Below are 22,371 nucleotides of genomic sequence, written 5' to 3'. Positions count from 1 at the left end.
GCCCGGGTGGAGCGGAACGCGTAACCCGGGACCGCTGGTCAACGCCGATACAGAAGTCCCGGGTTGCGCGGAGCCTGTCATCGGGCGCGCGTTCGCGCGACCCGTTGGCTCCACCCGGGCTACGGGTCAGGCTAGGCCGCGAAATGCGGGTCCTCGGCCACGAATTCGGCCGGATCGTTCTCGGGCGCGGCTTCGGGCTCGACCGGCCGGAGATTGAGGGCGTGGTCGATAAAGACGCGCGCCGAGGCTTGCCAGGTGTGGCGCGCCGCAAAGTCGACGCAGACCCGCGCCGGGATGCTGAGCGCCTCCAGGCAGGCCTCGCGGAGGTCTTCCTTCAGCGCGCCGACCGGCGCAGTACCGATCACGTCACGCGGACCGACCACTGGGAAAGCGGCGACCGGCAGGCCGCTCGCAAGCGCCTCCAGCAGCACCAAACCGAAGGTGTCGGTCCTGCTCGGGAACACGAACACATCGGCAGCGGCATAAATGCGCGCCAATTCCTCGCCGTGCCGTGCGCCCAGGAACACGGCGTCGCGGTATTTCCGCTCCAGTGCCGGACGCGCCGGCCCGTCGCCCACAACGACTCTGGTGCCCGGCAGATCGAGGTCGAGGAAGGCTTCCAGGTTCTTCTCGACCGCCACCCGGCCGACGCTCAGGAAAACCGGTGCCGGAAGACAGAGGTCGACATGGCGCGGATGGAACAGCGCGGTATCGACGCCGCGCGACCACAGCACCACGTTGCGAAAACCGCGCGAGCGCAGTTCGGCGGCGAGCGCCGGGGTTGCCGCCATCACCGCCTGGCTCGGCCGATGGAACCAGCGCAACAGCCGCCAGACCCAGCTTTCCGGGATCGGCGAGCGCGCCGAGACATAGTCGGGAAAGCGGGTGTGAAAGCTCGTGGTGAACGGCAGGCCGCGCTTGCGGCAATAACGGCGCACCAACAGGCCGATCGGACCTTCGGTGGCGATGTGGATGCTGTCAGGCTTGTCCTGCTCGATCAGCGCGGCAATCGCGGCCGGATGCGGCAAGGCCAGCCTGAGGTCGCGATAGCTCGGCATCGCGAAGGTGCGGAACGATTGCGGTGTGAGAAATGCGATCTCAACGCCGAGGCCCTTTGCCGCCTCGGCCATCATGGTCAGCGTCCGAACCACCCCATTGACCTGGGGATGCCATGCGTCGGTCGCGACCAGGATTTTTGTCATGCGGCGCGCGCCGTGACCCGTGGAACTGGTGCGATGCGCCGGACCGGATCGGTCCAGGTGATGATCTCGAAGCGGCCGTCCTCATGCTCGGCCAGCGCCGTGCAGCTCTCGACCCAGTCGCCGCAATTCATGTAGCGGATGCCGTGCTCGTCGCGGATGGTCGCATAGTGGATGTGGCCGCAGATCACGCCGTCGCAGCCATGGCGACGCGCTTCGCTGGCTAGCGTGGTTTCGAACGCGCCGATATAGTTCACCGCCTTCTTGACCTTCAGCTTCGCCCATTGCGACAGCGACCAATAGGGCACGCCGAACATGCGGCGGAAGAAGTTGACGAAGCGGTTCATCTGGATCGCGAAGTCGTACGCCTTGTCGCCGAGATGGGCGAGCCAGCGCGCGTTCTGCACCACGAGGTCGAAGATATCGCCGTGGATCACAAGGTAGCGCTTGCCGTCGACGCCGGTGTGGATGGTGTTCTCCATCACGTCGATGCCGCCGAAATGCGTGCCGTAGTATTTACGCAGGAACTCGTCGTGATTGCCGGGGATGTAGATGACCTTGGCGCCCTTGCGTGCCTTGCGCAGCATCTTCTGCACGAAGTCGTTGTGGGTCTGGGGCCAGTGCCAGCTCGACTTCAGCGCCCAACCGTCGACGATGTCGCCAACCAGGTAGATCGTGTCGGCATCGTGAGAGCGCAGGAAATCCAGCAATCGGTCGGCTTGCGACCCGCGGGCTCCGAGATGGACATCGGAGATAAACAACGTGCGAAAGCGCCGCTCGGGGCTCTCTTCACTGAAAGAGTCGCTTCCCATACCTGTGCACCTAACAAATCCCTGTGACAGGGCGATGACGATTCGTCGCAGCCAACGGTCCCACCAGAATCAGCTATGCGCCCCTTTGAAATGCGGATAACAGCGCCATGCGACAATCTGGCGACACGAGGGGCAGTGGATGTACGGAACGAGGCCTGTAGCCCGGATGAAGCGAAGCGCAATCCGGGATAAGCGCCTCCAGGCGCGCAAAGGCCCCGGATTACGCTGCGCTCCATCCGGGCTACGGCGTTGCGGGTCGTCTAATAAAATCTGTGAAAATGATGCACCGGCCCGTGGCCGTGGCCGACGGTGAAACGATCGGCGGCTTCGATCGCGGCGCTGATCCAGCGCTTGGCATTGCGCACGGCTGACGTCACGTCTTCGCCCTTGGCAAGCTCGGCTGCGATCGCCGACGATAATGAGCAGCCGGTGCCATGGGTGTTTGCGGTGTTGATGCGCGGCGCCGCGAGCACGATCGCGCTGTCGGCATCGACGAGATAGTCGATGCTCTCGCTGCCCTGCCCGTGCCCGCCCTTGATCAGCACCGCCTGACAGCCGAGCGCAAGCAGCCGCCTGCCCTGGCTCTCGATGGCGGCCTCGTCTGCGGCCATCGGTTCATCGAGCAGTGCTGCGGCTTCCGGCAGGTTCGGGGTGATCAACGACGCAAGCGGGATCAATCTCGTGCGCAGCGCATCGACCGCCTCCGCGGCAAGCAGGCGATCGCCCGAGGTTGCAACCATCACCGGATCGAACACGACATGCTTCGGCGACCAGCGCTCGAGCCCGGCCGCGATCGCATCGATGATCGAGAGCTCCGCAACCATGCCGATCTTGACCGCGCCGACCGCAAGATCGGAGAACACCGCATCGATCTGCGCGGTCACGAACTCGGCCGGCACCTGGTGGATGCCGCGCACGCCCATCGTGTTCTGCGCGGTCAGCGCGGTGATGACGGAGGCGCCGTAGACGCCGAGCGCGGCAAAGGTCTTCAAATCCGCCTGGATCCCGGCGCCGCCGGAGGAATCCGAACCGGCAATGGTAAGTGCGATCGGCGTCGTCATCGGAAAGCTGCCGCGCAGTAGACGATCATGGGTTGTCCTGGGTTTGATCATCCCTTGTCGAATCGAGCGGGGACCTGGACTTCACCTCGCCCCGCTTGCGGGGAGAGGTCGAAATTCAAGCGCAGCTTGAATTTCGGGTGAGGGGGAGCCTCCACGAGGGTATCTGCCACCGTGTTCGTGGAGAGAGCCCTCACCCCAACCCTCTCCCCGTAAGAACGGGGAGAGGGAGGTGCCGCCGTCAATCCGTACTAACTAAAATCAGTTCGCTTTAGCGCCAAGGACCAAGGCCGGCAAGCTGGCTTGCCATCGCACCCCGAATTTGGCTCTATGCGCCGGCTACCCTGCCCCGGAGATGACAGCGATGGTTCCCTTTTTCATCCAGATCAAGTGCAAGCTCGGCCAGTCCTATGCCGTCGCCAATGCGCTGGCGGAGGCCGAGATCGCCTCCGAGATCTACTCCACAGCGGGCGATTACGACCTCCTGGTGAAGTTCTACGTCGACAAGGACACCGACATCGGCCATTTCGTCAACGAGAAGGTCCAGGTCATCCCGGGCATCCAGGACACCCACACCATCATCACTTTCAAGGCGTTCGGGACGACCTAGAGCTTCGGTGCTAAGGACCTGTCAATGAAGGGCCCGCCGAACGAACGGAATCCGCGCGCCGACTCGGCTTTTCGAGCCATTCAAGCGATCGACTATACGGTCATTTTCGCCCGTGACATGGGAGCTATGCGTGACTTCTACGAACGCGTCCTCGGCTTTCCGCTGCTACGAGAGCTTTCTCCACGTTGGATCGAGTATCGGATAGGCAACAATACCCTGGCCTTGGCTAAGCCGAGCCGGACGGCGGCAGATGCTCCAACGCCGAATGGCAGCGCGTCGCTTCAACTGGCCTTCAAGGTTTCCGCCGCGGAGGTTGATCAGTGCGCCGACGAACTCGTGCGGCAGGGCGTCACGCTGCTCTCCCCGCCGACGGACCAGGTCTTTGGACACCGCACGCTGTTCTTCCGTGATCCAGACGGAAATCTGCTCGAGGTGTTTGCGGACATTTAGAGCATGATCCGGAAAAGTGGACCGGTTTTCCCTCGCGACAAACGCGAAGCGTTTCCGCGGAGATCGCTTCCGTCTAATCGGATCATGATCTAATTGACGTGGCCGACCGCCCAGACATAGGCGGCTACTGCGGCAGTGTCGGCGTCCGACAGCTCAGCACCTCCCTTCGGCGGCATGACGCCGGTATAGTTGCGCGGGTGCGATACACCGTCGGTCACCGTCTTGGTGATCGCCGCGAGGCTGCCGTCGCTCCACACCCAGTTGCCGGAAGTCAGGTCCGGACCGACTGACGTCCCACGGGCATCGGACCCGTGACATCCGCTGCAGGTGCCGTTGCTGGCCTCGCCATGGAAGATGCGGTCGCCGAGCGCAACCTGATCCTTGGTGGCGCCGGGCGGCACCGACAGATCCGCCGTGGCGCGCCCAGCGTCGGCGTGCGTCCCTTCCGGCGGCACGGCCGCGCCGCTCGAACCCGATGCCGGGGCCATTGCCGGCGCCGCAGCCAACCGCGCGGTGGTCGCATCGCCGCCATAAGTTATTCGCCAGATGCGGCCATGCACGTCATCGCCGATATAGAGAGCCCCGTCCGGCCCCATCGCGAGGCCGCTCGGCCGAAAGGCGGCGCGACCGGGATCCTTGTGCGCGCCTGCGAAGCCGTCCGCGAACACCACATAGTTGCCCGCCGCCTTGCCGTCGGCCATCGGCTGGAAAACGACATTGTAGCCCGCCTGCTCCCGCGGCGCGCGATTCCACGAACCGTGGAATGCGATGAAGCCGCCGTCACGATAGGGCTCAGGGAACTGCGTGCCGGTATAGATCAGCATGGCGTTGGGCGCCCAATGGCTGGGAAAGGCGGCGACCGGCGCTAGCTTAGCGGCGCAGGCCCCGACCGCCTTGCCGCCGTCGCCGCCATATTCCGGCGCCAGGACGAGCTTTTTCTGATCTTGGTCGTAGTAGCATTCCGGCCATCCGTAATCGCCACCCTCCAACTGTTGGCATAGACAACGTTGTCGCTGCTGACCGCAAGATGGCGCACATGGCCGAGATTGTCGGCAAAGACCGTAGCACAAAATCCGGGCGACAGGGTGATGCCGCTATCCTGATTTTGGCATCCTGCGGCGGCGGCGGCGCCATGGGGAGCGGCCGCCGTAGCCATGGCCAACACCAAGATAGCTGAAGGGAGATTTATCTTCGCGCGCTCGTGTGACGGCATTGTCTCTGGTCCCTCACGCGGCCCAACGGAACTGAACCACGGGCTCAGTTCGCTTCACACCGCTATCTCCGAACGTTTATAACGATAGCGCTTATTGAAACGCAGGCATTTCGGATTTGCACGAGGACCGGGGACTCAAAGCTTTGTGATCGGATCGGGAACAAACTCAAAAGATGCTGCGCCGGCTCCAGACGGTTCTCTCTTCGCCGTTCGGATGTGCCGTTCATCAAGCACTTACGAGTACACGCCCTAGCTCTTGCCATCGGTCCGCTTCGGCGGCGGCGTCGGTCCTTCGACCGGTGGCAGCGATTTGAGATAATCGGCCATCGCGGCGCGGTCGTCATCGGACAATTGCGAGGTGTTCTTGATCACGCGCGCCATCAAACCGCTGGCACTGTCGCCCTCCGGCAGTTCGCCGGTTTTCAGGAAATAGGCGAAGTCCTTCACGCTCCAATCTTCGAGCTTCTTTTGCGTGATGTTGGGGACCCAGCCCTCGCCCTCCGGATTCGGTCCGCCGCCAAAACGCTGCGCGCGGATGATGCCGCCCAGGACATTGCGCGGGCTGTGGCACTCCGCGCAATGGCCAAAACTGTTCACGAGATAGGCCCCGCGATTCCATTGCGCGGAGCGTGTCGGATCCGGCGTGAACGGCTTGCCATCCATGAACAGGACTTTCCAGACGCCGATGTTGCGGCGGATGTTGAAGGGAAACGGCACGTCGTGATCGCGCACCGTGCCGGCGACCGGCGGCAGCGTCTTGATGAAGGCGAAGAGGTCGCGGACGTCCTCGATCTTCGCATGCTGGTAGGACGTGTAGGGAAACGCCGGGAAAAAGTGGGTACCTTCCGGCGAGGTGCCCTTCATGACCGCGGTGACGAAATCAGCCTCGCTCCATCGGCCGATGCCGTCATTGGGATCGGGCGAGATGTTCGGCGCATAGAAGGTGCCGAACGGAGAAGGAATCGCGAGCCCGCCGCCGAGCCGGGTGCGATCGGGCTGGTCGGGCACGGCGTGGCAGGACGAGCATCCGCCCGCGTTGAAGATGGTGGAGCCGTTGTTGATGTCAGGCTCATAGGCCGGCAACGCGCTGGCCGCGATCGTCGAAGGTATGGTCAGCCACCAATAGACGCCGACGGCGACAATGCCGGCGAGGATGACCGCGGGATATGTTCGTCGCAACATGGTCCGACCCGTCATTGGAGCGCTTTCGAGCGAAGCGGGACACCGCTTCGCGCTGCATCGATCTAGCCGCTAATATGGCGACAGTTTCGGCCATGCGCTTGCTCGAAATTTTCCGCGCTCGCGGGCGATTTTGGGAATAAAGCGGATAAGCTATTGTTTTGAGGTCGACACTCATCCGAGGCCAACAGGGAGAAAACCATGCCGAACAAGACCATGCTTGCCACGCTCGCGCTCGGAGCCGCCGTCGTGTTTGCCGGTCCTGCTCTCGCCGACAAGTACAAAGTGCCGTTGGACAGCAAATCGGAAGTGCCGCCGAACAGCAGCAGCGGAACCGGCACCGCCGATATCGACTATGATCCGGCGACCAAGAAACTGAGCTGGAAGGTGACCTATTCCGGCCTCACCGGTCCCGCCACCGCGGCACATTTCCACGGTCCTGCCGAAGCCGGCAAGAACGGCGGTGTCGCGGTCCCGATCCCGAATATCGCCTCGAGCCCCGCCGAAGGCAGCGCCACGCTGACGGACACGCAGGCCGCCGATTTCCTCGCCGGCAAGTACTACGTGAACGTCCACACCGCAGCCAATCCGGGCGGCGAAATCCGCGGCCAGGTCGCGAAATAGGCGAGCCACGAGCGTTCATTCCTGAAGGCGGATGCTGCGGCATCCGCCTTTTTCGTTTTGTACCTAATGAGGTAGATCGGCGGTGACCACGATGAAGCTGCGCCCCCTCTCCCGCCTGCGGGAGAGGGCTGGGGTGAGGGTATCTCCGCGATAAAGACTCTTCGTGTGGAGAGAGCCCTCACCCGGCGCTTACGCGCCGACCTCTCCCGCAAGCGGGAGAGGTGAAACCTCCCGTCACTTCAATTTGACACGATAGGTGTCGTGACACCCGCCGCAGCGATCGTTGATGGCGGTGTAGGCCACCTTCAACTGATCGAGATTCTTGACCTTGCCCTTGAAGTCGGCGATCGCCTTCGTGACCGGCGGGATCTTGGAATCAAAATCGGCCTTGTTCTGCCAGATCTTGGGCGACGACGTGTAGTGGGCATCCTTCACGTCTTCCTTTGGGTTGGTGGCAAAGACGGTCGCGATCTTCGCGACGTTCGTTTCGAGATCGGAGAGCGCCGTATCGACCGCCTTCTGGTCGTACGGGATATCGCCCTTCACCATTTTCCCGATCACGGTGTACATGCTCTTCGCCTGCGCCCGCATCAGGTTATCCTGCTGAACGGCGATCTCCTGCTGAGCCATGACAGCGCTTGCACCGAGCAGCACGCCGCACACCACCATAACCATCCGCTTCATCGGCGAATTCTCCTTTTCGTGAAGCTTTTGCCGGACGTGCCCCTACCGCCGCTTCTCCAGTAGAACCCGTGCGCGGGGATTTATTCCCGCGCTACGAGATCGTCATCAGAGATTATGGCGTCGCTGCGCCTCGCGGATCGCGATCCAGACCCGCTCGGGGGTGGCGGGCATATCGATGTGGTCGATCTTGTATTCGCGCCACAGGCCTTCGACGATCGCGTTGACGATTGCCGGACACGAGCCGATCGCGCCGGCTTCGCCCGCGCCCTTGACGCCAAGCGGATTGGTCGCACAGGGCACGTTGTGGGTCTCGAACACGAAGGACGGACCGTCGGAGGCGCGCGGCACCGCATAGTCCATGAAGGTGCCGGTGACGAGTTGGCCGTCGGTTGCGCTATAGACCGCCTGCTCCATCAGCGCCTGCCCGATACCCTGCATCGCGCCGCCGTGAACCTGACCCGCGAGCAGCAGCGGGTTCAGTGTCACGCCGAAGTCATCGACGATGACGTAGTTCACGATCTTGATGATGCCGGTCGCCGGATCGATCTCGACTTCGGCCAGATGCGTGCCGTTCGGATAGGTGCCGTCGGCACTGGCGAAGGTCGCGCTGGCGTTCAGCTTCGACGGATCGACGCCGGGACGCTTGGCGAGATCGGCAAAGCTGATCGAGCGGTCGGTGCCGGCGATGCGGATCACACCGTCTGATATCTCGAGGTCGCCGGCGCTTGCTTCCAACGCCTGCGCCGCGATCTCCTTCAGTCTGTCGCCGAGCGCGGCGGTGGCGCGCTGCACGCTGACGCCGCCCGACGGGATCGAAGCCGAGCCGCCGGTGCCAAGACCCGTTGCGATCTTGTCGGTGTCGCCCTGCAGGATGTGGACGCGCTCGGGCGGCAGGCCGAACTGTTCGGCAACGAGCTGCGCATAGGCGGTCTGGTGGCCCTGCCCGCTCGATTGCGTGCCGATCAGGATCGAGACGTCACCATTGGGGTCGAGCGCGACATTCGCGGTCTCCTCGCCCATTGTGCCGCAGATCTCGACATAGGTTGCAAGCCCGATGCCGCGCACCAGACCGTTCTTCTTCGCCACCTTGGCGCGCTTGGGAAATTCCTTCCACTCCGCGATCTCCATCGCGCGCTTCATATGCGCGGCGAAGTCGCCGGAGTCATAGACCTTCCCGGTCGCGGTCTTGTAGGGCAGCGCCTTCGGCGGAATGAAGTTCTTGCGGCGGATCGCATCCGGCGTCATGTCGAGTTTTCGCGCGGTCGCATCAACCAGGCGTTCGACGACGTAAGCCGCCTCCGGCCGTCCGGCGCCGCGATAGGCATCGACCGGCACGGTGTTGGTGAACACGGTGCGGACGCGGCAATGGAAAGCCTGGATGTCATAGAGGCCCGGCAGCATGCCGGCGCCGCCATGCGGAATATACGGGCCGAAGGTCGAGAGATAGCCGCCCATGTCGCCCATCAGGTCGACGTCCATGCCTAGGAACTTGCCGTCCTCGGCGAGCGCCATTCGCGCGGTCGTGACGTTGTCGCGCCCCTGCGAGTCGCCCATGAAGTGGTCGGCACGGTCAGCCGTCCATTTGACGGTCTTCTTCAACTGCCGCGCGGCGACCGCGATCAGCGCATATTCGCGGTAGGGAAACAGCTTGGTGCCGAAGCCGCCGCCGACATCGGGGCAGATCACCCGCATGTTCTCGACCGGGATCTTCAGGATATTCTGGCAGAGGATGTCGCGCAGGCGATGGCTGCCCTGGCTGCCGATCGTCAGCGTCAGATGATCCTTCTTGGCGTCATACTCGGCGACCGCCGCACGCGTCTCCATGAAGTTGGTGACGATGCGCGGATTGACGATCGAGATTTCCGCGACCGCATGCGCCTTGGCAAAGGCTTCCTCAGTCGCCTTCTTGTCGCCGATCGAGACGTCGAACAGCACGTTGCCCGGCTTGTCGGGCCACACCTGCGGTGCGCCCGGCTTCACGGCGTTGACGACGCCGATCACGGCCGGCAGCGGCGTCCACTGCACGTCGATCGCCTCGATCGCGTCGCGCGCCTGGTCGATCGTCTCGGCGACGACGAAGGCGACGGCGTCGCCGACATGACGCACTTCGTCCTTGGCCAGGATCGGATAGGGCGGACCGGTGAACGGGTCGGTCTCAAGGTTGAACAGGCATGGCAGGTCGCCGAGATCGGCGACCTCGGCCGCAGTCAGGATCAGGCTGACGCCCGGCAGGCCGCGCGCCTTGGTGACGTCGATGGTGAACTTCGCATGCGCATGCGGCGAGCGCAGCACCAGCGAATGCAACGCCGGCTGCGGCGCGACGTCGTCGGTGTAGCGGCCCATGCCGCGAATGAGCGCGTCGTCTTCCTTGCGGCGTACACTCTGGCCGACGCCGAATTTGATGGGGGCTGCCATCGTCACTCCAATTGTCGTTGTTGTCCACGCCATCTTGGCGTGTTTCCCGCCATATTGGCGCGGTTGGGAAAGAAGCGCAAACCGCGAATTGCGGAGCTTGGAAGCACCGCAACAAAAAGCTGATTTGACTTGAAAACTATCCGCGCCGCAGGGCGAAGAGCCATCCGCGCCCGAACAGCACCAGGATGGAAAAGCCATAGACGAAGGCGCCGACTGCAATCAGGAGCGCAAGGATGGTTTCATCGCGCAGCACATGCATCTGCGCGAAATAGACGGCCGCGAATCGCTCGGTCCACCAAAGCGCCCCCGCGAGCACGAGGCCGGAGACGGCGAATTTCGCAAAGGTCAGCATCATCAGGCGATCAAGCTCAAGATAGCCGGCGCGCACCGCAAAGCCGAGCACCAGCAACAGGTTGATCCAGGCACCTACGGCGGTGGCGAGCGCAAGCCCGATCTGGGCGAGCGGGGCCATCAGGCCGATCTTCAGCAGCAGATTGGCCCCCAACCCGGTCAGCGACGCCTTCACCGGCGTTGCCGTATCCTTGCGTGCATAGAACGTCGCAACCGCACTGCGGATCATCACGAACGGGATCAGGCCGATCGAATAGGCCGCCAATGTCGCGGCGGCCGCCGCCGCGTCGGCTTTGGTGAAGGCGCCGCGCGCAAACGCCGCGCGCACGATGATATCGGGCACGGTGAGGAAAGCCGCGACAAAGGGCACGGTCGCAAGCAGGGTGAAATCAAATGCGCGGCGCTGCGCACCCGCAGCCCCCGCAACATCCTGTGCGGTGATCCGCCGCGACATTTCCGGCAACAGCACGGTGCCGACGGCAATCCCGATCACGCCGATCGGCAGTTGATAAAGCCGCTCGGCGTAATAGAGCGCCGACAGCGCGCCGGCCGCGAGGAACGTCGCGATGATGGTGTCGGCGAACACGGCGACCTGCGTGCCCATCGAGCCCAGCGTCGCCGGCCCGATCGCGCGGAAAAAGGCGCGGACGTCCTCGTCGAGCCGCGGCATGGCAAAGCGCGGCAGCGTGCCGTGCCTTGCCAGATCGCCCGCGAGCAGGGAATATTGCAGGAAGCCGGAGATCAGCACGCCCCAGGCTGCAGCGTGACCTGCACTCGGGAAGAAGGCCGCGAGCGCCAGCGTCGCCATCATCGACAGATTGAGGAGGATCGACGCCCCGGCGGCGCTGGCAAAGCGCTGCATCACGTTGAGCATGCCGCCATAGAGCGTCACCATCGTGATCAGGAGCAGATACGGAAAGGTGATGCGCGTCAGCTCGATCGCAAGCTGTCGCTGCTCGGCGTCATCGGTGAAGCCGGGCGCCAGGACGCGCAGCGCCTGCGGCATGAAGGCCCAGGCCAGCGCCAGCAGGATGAGCTGCGACAGGAACAGCAGCGTAAAGATGCGGTCGGCGAACAGGCGCGCGGACGTGTCGCCGCCCTTGCCGTGGACATGGGCGTAAGCCGGGACGAACGCGGTGTTGAACGCGCCCTCGGCGAAGATCGCACGAAAATTGTTCGGCAGGCGCCAGGCCACCAGGAAGGCGTCGGCAATCGGTCCCGCGCCGAGAATCGCGGCGAGCATGATGTCGCGCGCGAGGCCCGTCAGCCGCGAAAGCAGGGTGTAGCCGCCGACCGTGAAGATGCGTCCAAGCATGCGCCGGTTCTAGCCCAAGGACCGGCGCCGCAAAACGGCGAAATCAGGACGAAAGCGCGCCGCGCACAGCCTCGATGATTCGCGCCTGCGTCGCCTCGTCGAGATAGGCGTGAATCGGCAGGCTGACGACGTCGTTCGAAAGCCGTTCGCTGACCGGCAGGCCGCCCTCCGCCACCGGGAAGTCGCGGTAGGCGGTCTGCTGATGCATCGATTTCGTATAATAGATCGCGGTCGGAACGCCCTGCGCCTTCAGCGCCGCGGCAAAGCCGTCACGGTCGGTGCCCTCGGGCAGGCGGATGGTGTAGCACGCCCAGATCGAGCTGCAGCCGGCGGCAAGACGCGGCACGGTCACGACATTGCCGAGCCCGCGCGCATAGCGCTCCGCGACCTCATTGCGCGCTGTGATCTCGTCCTCGAAGATCTTGAGCTTCTCGAGCAGCACGGCCGCCTGCATGGTGTCGAGCCGCCCGGTCAGGCCGAGGCGCACATTGTCGTATTTGTCGGAGCCTTGGCCGTGCACGCGGATGCTGCGCAGCGTTTGCGCAAGCTCCTCATCGTCTGTGAAGATCGCGCCGCCATCGCCGAAGCAGCCGAGGGGCTTTGCCGGGAAGAAGCTGGTCGTCGTCGCCAGGCCAAAGGTGCCGATCCGCCGCCCCTTGTAGCTGGCGCCAAATCCCTGGGCCGCGTCATCGAGCACGAACAGGCCCTCGGCCTTGGCGACCGCGGCGATCGCATCATGATCGGCGCTCTGCCCGAACAGGTCGACCGGAATGACGCCGACGGGCTTGAGGCCTCGCGCCTTCGCGGTCGCAATGCCTCGCTTCAGCGAGGCGGCATCCATGTTGAACGTCGCCTCATCGACGTCGACGAAAACCGGCGTAGCACCAGTCAGCGCCACCGATTCGCCGGTCGCGCAGAACGTGAAGGACGGGCACAGCACCGCATCGCCCGGGCCGACCTTCTTGGCCATCAGCACCATCAGGAGCGCGTCGGTGCCGCTGGCGCAGGCCACCACATGTTTTGCGCCCGAGAACTTTGCGAGTTCGGCCTCCAGCGCCGACACTTCCGGCCCGCCGATGAACTGGCAATGGGAGAGCACGCGGGAGACCGCCTCATCGACGGAGGTGCCAAGCCGGCGGCGCTGCGCGGCAAGGTCGATGAAGGGAATGGGTTCTGGGCGCATATGCTGGTTCATGGGACCTTGCGGGACGCGTGAGTAAGACTGTCAGCCGGCGACGCGGCGCGGGGCCTTGCGAGCGATGGTCGCGGCGGGCGTGGCCGGCGCTTCCAGACATTTGATCGCGATCTCGAGGCTCGCGACGCCTTCGTTGCCTGATACCGCCGGCTCCTTGCCGCTCCTCACCGCGTCGAGGAACGCAATCAATTCGGCGCGCAACGGTTCGTCGTGACCAACCGGCAAATGCCGCATCGAATAGCTGCCGTCGGGCTTGAAGCCGAAGCACTCGGTGACCTGCCGGGTCAGGAGATCGCCCATCACATATTTGCCGCGCGTTGCGACCGTGACGCTGCGCGCCTTGAACGGCGTCAGCCAGTTGGTGTTGATATGCGCGAGCACGCCCGAGGCGGTACGGAATTGCAACAGCGCGATGTCCTCGCGCTCGGCCACGGCGCTCGAGAGCTGCGGCTGCACGTCGACGATTTCAGACTCGGTGAACCAGCGGATCAGATCGATGTCGTGCACGGCCAGATCGATGACGACGCCGACATTGGACATGCGCGGAGGAAACGGACCGACGCGGGTGATGCCGATCGAGAGGATGTCTTCGCCCGATATCGCCTGCTTGATCGCGGCCACCGCCGGGTTGAAGCGTTCGACGTGGCCGACCATCAGCGTCACGCCGGCCTCCCGCGCGGCGGTGACGATGTCGTTGCCCTCCTCGACCGTGGAGGCGACGGGCTTCTCGACCAAGATATGGACGTTCTGCGCGATACAGGTGAGCGCGATCTCGTGATGCAGATGGGTCGGCGCCGCGATCGTCACGGCATCGACGCCTTCGGCGAGCAGTTCATCGAGCGTCGCAAACGCCCGGCAGCCGACCAGCGCAACGGCGCGTGCGCGATGTTCAGCCAGGGGATCGACGATCCCAACCAGCGTGACCTCGGGCAATCCCGCCAGCACGCGTGCATGGTTGCTGCCCATGACCCCCGCACCGATCACCCCGACGCGCAAGGCACGCCTGATCCCGGCTTTTGCGGCCAACCCCGACCCTTTGGAACTCATGTGGTTACCCCAACAGACTTTTGGTGGCGCCCATCGGCTGCGCGTTCTTCCCCGGACCAGCCTGATTCACCGAATCAGGCCGCAGCCCTATCCCCTTGTCCTGACGTGCTTTCTTTCCCCGAAGCATCGTCACGCACACGCTATAGCATGCCGTCACAAATGTGGCGAATGCCAACGCGCAAATCCGGACACGTTTTGATTCAAAAGATTACACGGTCTCGCCGGCCAGCTGGGACGAAATCGATGCACGGCGCAACCATCAGGTGCGCTGATAATCGTCCTCGATACGGATGATGTCGTCCTCGCCGAGATAGCTGCCGGTCTGCACTTCGATCAATTCCAGCAGGATCTTGCCGGGGTTCTCCAGCCGGTGGACCGCGCCGATCGGGATGTAGATCGACTCGTTCTCGTGCACGATCTTCACCGTTTCGTTGACGGTGACGCGCGCAGCGCCACGGACCACGATCCAGTGCTCGGAACGGTGATGGTGCTTCTGCAGCGACAGCCGCTCGCCCGGCTTGACGATGATGCGCTTGACCTGGTGGCGTTCGCCATTGTCGACTGACTGGTACGAGCCCCAGGGCCGATGCACCTTGATGTGGTTCTCGGTGACCTCCGGCGCCACCGTCTTCAGTTTCGCCACCAGGCGCTTCAGGCCGTTGGCGTCCTTCTGCCGCGACACCAGGATGGCGTCCTGCGTCGCGACCACCACGAGGTCGTCGACGCCCTCGAGCGCGACCAGCGCGCGGTCGGTCCAGACGTTGCTGTTGCGGGAGTCCTCGAAGACCGCAGCGCCGCGCGCGGCATTGCCTTGCCCGTCTTTATCAGACAATTCCCACACCGCGTGCCAGGAGCCGACATCCGACCAGCCACAGGACACCGGCACCACCGCCGCGCGCGCGGTCTTTTCCATCACCGCATAATCGATCGAGATCGCTTTCGCCGATCCGAACGCATCCGCATCGAGCTTGACGAAGCCGAGATCGCGCTCGGTCTTCGTCACCGCCTCGGTCACCGCCTCCACGCTCGCGGCATCGAAATTGCGGTACTCGTCGAGCAGGACGTCGGCGCGGAACATGAAGTTGCCGCTGTTCCAGAGATAGCCCGACGTGATGTAGTCGGCCGCGGTTGCCGCATCCGGCTTCTCGACGAATTTTGCGACCGCGCGCACCTGCCCCGAAATGCCATCGCCGGGGCTGATATAGCCGTATTCGGTGGCCGGGCGCTCGGGATTGACGCCAAAGGTGACGATGCGGCCTGCTTTCGCGGCAATCAGCCCCTCGCGACAGGCGGCGACGAAGGCCTCGGTGTCTTCAACCACGTGATCGGCGGCGAGCGCCAGCACGGTCGCGTCCCTGTCGCGCGCTTGTGCAAAGGCGGCGCCGGCCGCGATCGCCGGCCCCGAGTCGCGCCGCGCCGGCTCCAGCAGCACGTCCGCCTCGCGCCCGATGCCGGCCAGTTGCTCTAGTACCATGAACCGATAGGCGTTGTTGGTGATCACGATCGGCCGCTCGAACAGCGCCGGATCCGACACCCTGAGCAGCGTCTCCTGGAAGGTCGAGCGCGTCCCGAACAACGGCAGGAACTGCTTCGGATGGACCTCGCGCGACGCCGGCCACAGCCTCGTGCCCGCCCCGCCGCACATGATCAGTGGAATAATTCGGTCCATCCTAACCTCGAATTCTGTAATGATCGCGTTGCCCGATGATAGTTAACGTCCTCATCGTTCCTCCGGAACCGATGTCCCTATCCCCTTCACATTGTCGACATCGGCGAAATGCCCCGGGGTCACGGACGCGACTAGCAGTAGATGACAGCCCTTGCCGGGCGGGTTTTCCACCCGCAAGCGCTACCACACCGGTTGGTCCCTTCAGGTGAATTTTTGTGGGCAGCGTAAACCTTTATGAGCATGCAAGCCAAATACCCGGGCAACCCGGCAGTCCCCGTTCAGGCCCTCTTTACCCGCCGGTTAGAGGATGCCGCAAGAGCGATCGAACGGCTATTGCAAGATCGGCCCTAAACCCATACCAAGGCCACCGAATTCGGCGCACGGCGCCGATTTGCGCCGTTTTTGACGTCTTTCTCGAACCTGGCAAGCGCTGACGAGATGCGCCGGATACTGCTTTCGACCATCAAGATATTGATCTCGGCTGCGTTGCTTTACCTCTCGCTCCGCAAGGTCAACCTGTATGACCTCGCTGCGCGCATCCGCGTCGAAAGCCTGGGCTGGATCGCTCTCGCGGTCGCGGTGACCTTCCTGCAGATCTTCCTCGGCGTATTACGGTGGCGCGAGATCAGCGCCGAATGCGGCGCGCCACTCGAAACCCGGCAGGCGATGCGCTTCAACGTGATCGGGACCTTCTTCAATCAGACCTTGCCATCGTCGATCGGCGGCGATGCGGTGCGGCTGTGGCTGGTCGCACGCTCCGGCGCCGGCTGGCGCGCGGCGACCTATTCGATCTTCGTCGACCGCGCCATCGGCCTGATCGCGCTGGCCGTGCTGATCGTTGCGAGCCTGCCGTGGAGCTATCGGTTGATCAACGATCCACAGGGACGGTCGGCGCTGCTCGTGATCGATTTTGCGGCGCTTGCGGCCGGCGGCGGCTTTCTGCTGCTCGGCGCATTGAAGTGGCCGTGGCTGAAGCGGTGGTGGGCGACGCACCACATCCACGCCTGCGCCGTCATCGCAAACAAGGTGCTGTTCAGTTGGGATCGCGGGCCGAAGGTCGCGGTGCTCTCTTTGCTCGTCCACGTCCTGACCGTCGTCATCGCCTGGTGCGTGGTGCAGTCCATTTCCGCGCCGCTGCTGTTCAGCCAGATATTTCAACTGGTGCCGCCGGTGATGTTGATCACCATGCTGCCGATTTCGATTGCCGGCTGGGGCGTGCGCGAGGCGAGCATGGGTCTCGCCTTCGGCTACGCCGGGCTGGCGGCCAACGAGGGCGTCAACGTTTCGCTGCTGTTCGGCGCCGTGTCCTTCATCGTCGGCGCATTTGGCGGACTGGTGTGGATTCTCAGCGCGGAAAAGAAAGCACAAGGGGACAAGCCGATCGCGGTCCCCGAGCAATCGCTCTCGCCAATCGAATGACCAACGCTGATATCGCGCTTTCGCTCGTCGCCGCGGCGCTTGCTGCGTTATTGTCGGCGCTCCTCATTCGGCTGCTGCGGCCGATGCTGTTGCGCGTGGCGCTCGCCAAGCCGAATGCGCGCTCATCCCATCGGATCCCGACGCCGCAGGGCGCGGGGATCGCCGTGATCGCGGCGACGCTGGTCGCGGCGGGTACGCTCGTCGCATTGAGCGGCAACGGCACGCTGCAAATCCCCCTCACGGTCTTCGGTGCGACCTTGTTCATCGCCGCTGTCGGCTTTGCCGATGACATCAAGCCCGTGCCCGTGCTGCCGCGCCTGTTGCTGCAGGGATTGGCGGTGGCTGTGATCGTGTTCGCCGCGCCCGGCGATCTCAGGATCGTACCGGCCGTCCCGTTCTGGATCGAGCGCGGCTTGCTGCTAATCGCGGGCCTATGGTTCGTGAACCTCGTCAACTTCATGGACGGGCTCGACCTGATGACGGCGGCCGAAGCAGTGCCGATCACGGCGGCAGTCGCACTGCTCGGCTTTTGGGCGCAGATTCCGCCTTCGACCGCGCTGGTGGCAGCGGCGCTGTGCGGCGCGCTGCTCGGCTTCTCTCCCTTCAATCGTCCGGTGGCAAAGATCTTCCTCGGTGACGTCGGCAGCCTGCCGATCGGACTCCTGCTCGGCTGGTGCCTGCTGCAGCTCGCCTATCACCAGCAGGTCACCGCGGCGTTGCTGCTGCCGCTTTATTACCTGGCTGATGCCACGATCACGCTGCTGCGCCGGCTGATCAACAGAGAGCCATTCTGGGCGGCGCACCGCTCGCACTTTTACCAACGCGCGACGGACAACGGATTTTCCGTGTCGCGCATCGTCGGCGAAGTCTTCGCGCTCAATGTCGCGCTCGCGCTGCTCGCGATGTTGTCGATCCAATTGGATTCGGCCGCGGCGAGCCTCGTTCTGCTGCTCGCAGGCGCGAGCGCGGTGGCGTGGCAGCTCTATAGATTTTCGCGCAGAAACGCCGGTTAATCGATCAGGTGGTCGAAACCGCGCAAGGCGCGCTTCAAGCCCTCATTGAGGCCGATGAGCGGCCGCCAGCCGGTGGACGCGACCTTGGACAGGTCGAGTTCGAGCGAGCCGAACAGGCTCTCATTGGCCTCGTTGCGGCCGGTAATGCTGAACAATGAACTCAACACCGGCCGCGGCATGGAAAACAGGCGCGCCGGTTTGCCTGCTGCGGCGGCGAGGAGCTCGATGAATTCGGGCGTCGACACCTGCTCGTCATCCGCGACAAGGAAAATGTTGAACTGGCCATCCGGATGAGAAAGCCGATGCAGCACGAATGATGTCAGATTCTCCACCGAGACGAACGCACGACGGTTGCGCACGTTCGCAAACGGGAGCGGGACGCCGAGACCGATCGCCTTTTCGAGCAACGCGAGATTACCTTTGGCGCCGAACCCGTAGATCAATGGCGGCCGAATGATCGTGACCGTCATCTGGCTCCCCTGCGCCAAATGTCTCAATCCTGCTTCGGCCGCCGCTTTCGACATTCCATAGAGGCCGCGCGGGGTCAGGACGTCGTTCTCGCTGAATGGCGCGCGACCGTCAGTGCTTCGGCCGTGCACCAGCACGGTGCTGACGAAGATAAAGTGGCGGACACCGGCCTCGGCCGCGCAACGGGCCAGATGCAACGTGCCTTCAAGATTGACGATGCGATAAAGCTCGACGGTGTGTTCCTCCCGCCTGTGATGCACGCGCGCCGCCAGATGCACGACCGCATCGACGCCCTCGAGCGCAGCCCGCCAGTCGGTGACGGGGCCGATCGAATCGATCGTCACCTCGTCGGCGCTGCCTGTCGGGCTGCGGACGGCGCGTCGCACCACCCAACCGTTGCGCCCCAGCACCGGCGACATATGCCGGCCGACGAACCCGCTCGCTCCCGTCACCAACACCACGGGCTGGTCTTTAGTCACGACCGTAACTCCCGATACCGCTCTTCCGATCCAATCAGTCTCTGAATGAGGGCTGCATATCCTGTCAAGGCACGTTCGGGACTATAGCTCCTCGCCACCGCGACAGCCCGCTCCGGCAGCGTCGGATCGGGAGTTCGCGATGCTGCGCGAATCGCCTCGGCCAGTTGCGCCGGAATGCCCGGCGTCACAACCCACCCGAGATCGTGCTCCGCTACCGTCAGCGCGGCTTCGGCATCCGGCTCGGATATGAGGATGACCGGCCGGCCCACCGCAAGCAGATTGTAGAACCGGCTCGGCACCGAGACGCCGGCGACATCCTTTCGATAAGGAATGAGCCAGAGGTCCGCCGCCGACAGGAAATCCTGCAGCTCTTCATCCGCAACGCGGTCCACCAGCGTGATATTGGCAAGCTTCGCCTCGGACTGCATCGATCTCAGTTCGTCGAAGCCCATCCCCCAGCCCGAGAGCAGGAAATGAATGCCGGGATCATCCTTCAGCCGGCGCGCCGCCTCGAACACGATCACAGGATCGTGGGTGAAGCCGAGATTGCCGGAAAGGCCGACGATAAAACGGCCGCTAAGCCCGCGACGGAAGGCATTGTCGGCCGCAACCGGGCGAACCGCGGGGTCGATGGTGGTCCAGTTCGGAATGAATTCGATCTTGTCCCGCGTCATGCCGCGATAGCTCAACAGCAACTTCTCGCTGTCGCGGCCGATGATGACAACGGTGGTCAACGCGCGGAACATCAGCCCATTCATGGCGCGCATCGCTCTGGTGACGATCGAGCCCGGCTTCAACAGGCCGCTCAGGACGAGCACCTCCGGAAACAGATCGTGCATGATCAGGATCGACCGGGCGCGCTTCAATCTGGCCGCGGCGGCGACGGCGTAAGGCAGCACAAAAGGGGCCGTCACCGTCAGCGCGACGTCGCCGGGCTCAAGCCGCCTGAGAAGGGCGAAGAAGGTGCGCGCGGTGAACAGCAGCTCGGCGGTGGCGCGCTTGAGGAGCGCGGCCTTGTCCGGCATCCGGTTCTTGATCTCCTCGACCGCCGGCCGATCGGCTGCCGATTTCGACGCAGAGCCCGGCCATCCCGACAGCACCAGCACGTCCACCTCCTTCGCAAGGCGGTTCGCTATCGCAGCCATGATCGCGGCGGTCGTGCTCTGGTCCGGCGGATAGTGCTGACTGACGACGATGACTTTTCCGGGCTTCTGCATCGGTGGTCTCGCGGATCAGGGGCGGATCACGCGGCGTTCGATCCGAATTCAGGCACGGCATCCTTCAGCACGCCGCGGATCGTGGTGCGATCGTCTCTGGCGATCGCCTCTTCCAGCGCAGCGAGCCATTTGCGCAGGGTCGCCATCGGCGGCTCGTTCGGCCTGGCTGCCATGATTCCGGCAATCCCGATCTCGACCGTCGGCTCCTCACTCGCGAACAGGATCTCGTTCAGCCTCTCCCCCGGCCGTATCCCACTGAAGACGATATCGACGTCGATGCCGGGCTGCAGGCCCGACAGACGTATCATCCGCTCGGCAAGCTCGACGATCTTGACCGGCTGGCCCATTTCGAGAACGTAGACGGAGACGTCGGGTCGCGCCAGCGCCAGCGCATGCGTGGCCGCAGTCAGCACGAGATCGCAGGCTTCGCGGATGGTCATGAAATAACGCACCATGTCGGGATGCGTGACGGTAACCGGGCCGCCGGCCTCGATCTGCGCCTTGAATTTGGGCACCACCGACCCGTTCGACGCCAGCACATTGCCGAACCGGACCGAGATCAGGCGCATATGCGGCTTGTCGCCGAACTGCGCGGCAAGATCGTGATCGAGCGCCTGGCAATACATTTCGGCAAAGCGCTTGGTCAGGCCCAGCATCGAGACCGGCTCGATTGCCTTGTCGGTGGAGATCATCACCATCGCCGTGGCGCCGGCTTCGCGTGCGGCGTCCGCAACGTTCACCGATCCGAAGATGTTGGTCTTGACGCCCTCGCTCCAGTCGCGCTCGAGAATCGGCACGTGTTTCAGCGCCGCGGCATGGAACACGATGTCGGGCTTGAATTCACGCATCAGCCGCAGGATGCGCTCGCGATCGCGAATGTCGGCGATGCGGCCTTCCACCGCCGCCTCGGCCCCGCGCGCCGCGAGCGCCTCGGTGACCGCATACAGGGCCGGCTCCGAATGCTCGATGACCAGCAGGCGGGCGGCACCGAACGTCGCCACGCGATCGCAGATTTCGGCGCCGATCGAGCCGCCGCCGCCGGTGACGATGACGCTCTTGCCTTTCACCAACCCTTCCAGGCGGGCATAGTCGATCGTCGCGGTCGGACGCAGCAGCAGGTCTTCGACCGCGACATTGGTCAGCCGCGGCGCATCGCCGCCCTCGAGCGATGGCAGGCGGCTGACCATCAGGCCCATCCGCTTTGCCCGCATCAGCACCGATTCCGGATGCGCGTCGGGCTCGAACGCCGACGGCGTCATCACCACCCGCTTGATCGGCTTCTCGCGGCTTTGGAACTCGCGGATCACGGTTTCGACATCGTCGACACCGCCAAGCACCGGGATGTTGCGGATCTGCTGGCCGAGGTCGGAATTCGAGGGCGACAGCACGCCGACCGGCCAGATCCGCTTGATGGCGCCGTTCTCGATCCCGCGCAGCACGATCTCGGCATCTGCCGCACGCCCGACCAGGAGCGTCGGCGCGGCGTCCTCGGTGCGGGCATGGTGGCGCGTGCGCGAGTAGCGGAAATAGCGGTAGCCGAAGCGGAGCGCGCCCAGCGAGAACACCTGGAGGAAGAAATAGAGGATGATGGTGATGCGGCCGAAAAACACGGTTCCGTGGAAGCTCGGCGCGATGAAGAAGAAGACGTAGTCGAGAACGACCAGTGCCAGCGTCAGGACTGCCGAGGCCCGCAGGATGTTGAGGGCGTCCGGCAGCGAGATGAAACGCCATTTCGAGGTGGTGAGATTGAAGACGTAACAGATGATCACGCTGAAGACGACAAACCAGGGCAGGATGCGCAGCAGCAACGGCAGACGATCCGTGAGCAGATCGCCCTCGAAGCGCAGATAGAATGCGGCCAGGAGCGCGAATGCGGTCGCGACCGCGTCATGCATCACGATCAGGAAGTTGCGTGCCGTGAGTTGAGAGAAGCGCGTCATGTGACGGATGGGCC

19 protein-coding genes are annotated in these 22,371 nt (G+C 64.0%); 5 read left to right on the top strand and 14 right to left on the bottom strand.

Annotated features, from left to right (window positions below; all coding sequences use genetic code 11):
• Window positions 1–131: 131 nt before the first annotated feature.
• The 3 genes from OZ411_RS09715 to thiD all read right to left on the bottom strand — a co-directional run bounded on the left by OZ411_RS09715 (window position 132) and on the right by thiD (window position 3,072).
• Window positions 132–1,202, bottom strand: a complete 1,071-nt coding sequence (locus OZ411_RS09715; protein ID WP_282527762.1) for a glycosyltransferase family 1 protein — start codon at window positions 1,200–1,202, stop codon at window positions 132–134.
• Entirely contained in the window at window positions 1,199–2,011 is an 813-nt protein-coding gene (locus tag OZ411_RS09710; RefSeq protein ID WP_028163613.1) for a UDP-2,3-diacylglucosamine diphosphatase, read from the bottom strand. Before OZ411_RS09710 ends, OZ411_RS09715 begins: the two co-directional genes overlap by 4 nt.
• Window positions 2,012–2,271: 260 nt before the next feature.
• A complete protein-coding gene (gene thiD, locus OZ411_RS09705; RefSeq protein WP_130582818.1) occupies window positions 2,272–3,072 on the bottom strand; it encodes a bifunctional hydroxymethylpyrimidine kinase/phosphomethylpyrimidine kinase in 801 nt (266 codons plus the stop codon).
• A gap of 361 nt (window positions 3,073–3,433) precedes the next feature.
• Here thiD and OZ411_RS09700 point away from each other — a divergent pair, with 361 nt between their 5' ends.
• Window positions 3,434–3,679 (top strand): Lrp/AsnC ligand binding domain-containing protein, encoded by a 246-nt coding sequence (locus OZ411_RS09700; RefSeq protein ID WP_027579940.1) that lies wholly within the window; start codon window positions 3,434–3,436, stop codon window positions 3,677–3,679.
• A gap of 24 nt (window positions 3,680–3,703) precedes the next feature.
• Window positions 3,704–4,129: a VOC family protein gene (locus OZ411_RS09695; protein WP_282527761.1), complete on the top strand. Its 426-nt coding sequence runs from the start codon at window positions 3,704–3,706 to the stop codon at window positions 4,127–4,129.
• Between the two features lie 89 nt (window positions 4,130–4,218).
• On the opposite strand, the gene OZ411_RS09690 is transcribed toward OZ411_RS09695, so the two are convergent.
• Window positions 4,219–5,118 (bottom strand): c-type cytochrome, encoded by a 900-nt coding sequence (locus OZ411_RS09690; RefSeq protein WP_349016994.1) that lies wholly within the window; start codon window positions 5,116–5,118, stop codon window positions 4,219–4,221.
• A gap of 473 nt (window positions 5,119–5,591) precedes the next feature.
• A complete protein-coding gene (locus OZ411_RS09685; RefSeq protein ID WP_282527760.1) occupies window positions 5,592–6,524 on the bottom strand; it encodes a cytochrome c in 933 nt (310 codons plus the stop codon).
• Between the two features lie 198 nt (window positions 6,525–6,722).
• Between OZ411_RS09685 and OZ411_RS09680 the strand changes: the two genes are divergently transcribed.
• Window positions 6,723–7,145 (top strand): CHRD domain-containing protein, encoded by a 423-nt coding sequence (locus OZ411_RS09680; protein ID WP_282527759.1) that lies wholly within the window; start codon window positions 6,723–6,725, stop codon window positions 7,143–7,145.
• Window positions 7,146–7,379: 234 nt separating this feature from the next.
• Here OZ411_RS09680 and OZ411_RS09675 read toward each other — a convergent pair whose 3' ends face one another.
• The 6 genes from OZ411_RS09675 to OZ411_RS09650 all read right to left on the bottom strand — a co-directional run bounded on the left by OZ411_RS09675 (window position 7,380) and on the right by OZ411_RS09650 (window position 15,821).
• Window positions 7,380–7,829 carry a cytochrome c gene (locus OZ411_RS09675; RefSeq protein WP_282527758.1) on the bottom strand — a complete coding sequence of 150 codons (450 nt, stop codon included), beginning with the start codon at window positions 7,827–7,829 and terminating at the stop codon, window positions 7,380–7,382.
• 105 nt (window positions 7,830–7,934) lie between these two features.
• Window positions 7,935–10,244, bottom strand: coding sequence for a xanthine dehydrogenase family protein molybdopterin-binding subunit (locus OZ411_RS09670; RefSeq protein WP_282527757.1), 2,310 nt, complete (start codon window positions 10,242–10,244; stop codon window positions 7,935–7,937).
• Between the two features lie 136 nt (window positions 10,245–10,380).
• Window positions 10,381–11,910 carry a murein biosynthesis integral membrane protein MurJ gene (gene murJ / locus OZ411_RS09665; RefSeq protein WP_282527756.1) on the bottom strand — a complete coding sequence of 510 codons (1,530 nt, stop codon included), beginning with the start codon at window positions 11,908–11,910 and terminating at the stop codon, window positions 10,381–10,383.
• Window positions 11,911–11,953: 43 nt separating this feature from the next.
• The gene (locus OZ411_RS09660; RefSeq protein WP_282527755.1) at window positions 11,954–13,105 is read right to left on the bottom strand and encodes a DegT/DnrJ/EryC1/StrS family aminotransferase; all 1,152 of its coding nucleotides are present in this window, start codon (window positions 13,103–13,105) and stop codon (window positions 11,954–11,956) included.
• 30 nt (window positions 13,106–13,135) lie between these two features.
• A complete protein-coding gene (locus OZ411_RS09655) occupies window positions 13,136–14,152 on the bottom strand; it encodes a Gfo/Idh/MocA family oxidoreductase (RefSeq protein ID WP_282527754.1) in 1,017 nt (338 codons plus the stop codon).
• 259 nt (window positions 14,153–14,411) lie between these two features.
• Window positions 14,412–15,821: a mannose-1-phosphate guanylyltransferase/mannose-6-phosphate isomerase gene (locus tag OZ411_RS09650; protein ID WP_282527753.1), complete on the bottom strand. Its 1,410-nt coding sequence runs from the start codon at window positions 15,819–15,821 to the stop codon at window positions 14,412–14,414.
• Between the two features lie 438 nt (window positions 15,822–16,259).
• Here OZ411_RS09650 and OZ411_RS09645 point away from each other — a divergent pair, with 438 nt between their 5' ends.
• Both OZ411_RS09645 and OZ411_RS09640 read left to right on the top strand, forming a co-directional pair.
• A complete protein-coding gene (locus OZ411_RS09645) occupies window positions 16,260–17,240 on the top strand; it encodes a lysylphosphatidylglycerol synthase transmembrane domain-containing protein (RefSeq protein WP_282527752.1) in 981 nt (326 codons plus the stop codon).
• Complete coding sequence (locus OZ411_RS09640) at window positions 17,237–18,253, top strand: glycosyltransferase family 4 protein (RefSeq protein ID WP_282527751.1); 1,017 nt, start codon at window positions 17,237–17,239, stop codon at window positions 18,251–18,253. Before OZ411_RS09645 ends, OZ411_RS09640 begins: the two co-directional genes overlap by 4 nt.
• On the opposite strand, the gene OZ411_RS09635 is transcribed toward OZ411_RS09640, so the two are convergent.
• Genes OZ411_RS09635 through OZ411_RS09625 form a run of 3 tightly spaced genes read right to left on the bottom strand, consistent with a single transcriptional unit; the run spans window position 18,250 to window position 22,357 of the window.
• Window positions 18,250–19,200, bottom strand: a complete 951-nt coding sequence (locus OZ411_RS09635) for an NAD-dependent epimerase/dehydratase family protein (RefSeq protein WP_130582527.1) — start codon at window positions 19,198–19,200, stop codon at window positions 18,250–18,252. The genes OZ411_RS09640 and OZ411_RS09635 overlap by 4 nt on opposite strands.
• Entirely contained in the window at window positions 19,197–20,417 is a 1,221-nt protein-coding gene (locus OZ411_RS09630; RefSeq protein ID WP_282527750.1) for a glycosyltransferase family 4 protein, read from the bottom strand. Before OZ411_RS09630 ends, OZ411_RS09635 begins: the two co-directional genes overlap by 4 nt.
• Window positions 20,418–20,443: 26 nt before the next feature.
• Window positions 20,444–22,357 carry a nucleoside-diphosphate sugar epimerase/dehydratase gene (locus OZ411_RS09625; RefSeq protein ID WP_282527749.1) on the bottom strand — a complete coding sequence of 638 codons (1,914 nt, stop codon included), beginning with the start codon at window positions 22,355–22,357 and terminating at the stop codon, window positions 20,444–20,446.
• Window positions 22,358–22,371: the final 14 nt, after the last annotated feature.

It is taken from the genome of Bradyrhizobium sp. Arg237L (assembly GCF_029990105.1).
Taxonomy (GTDB): domain Bacteria; phylum Pseudomonadota; class Alphaproteobacteria; order Rhizobiales; family Xanthobacteraceae; genus Bradyrhizobium.
Note: the sequence above shows the minus strand (reverse complement) of the source record. Positions and strands in the feature narration are given on the sequence as shown.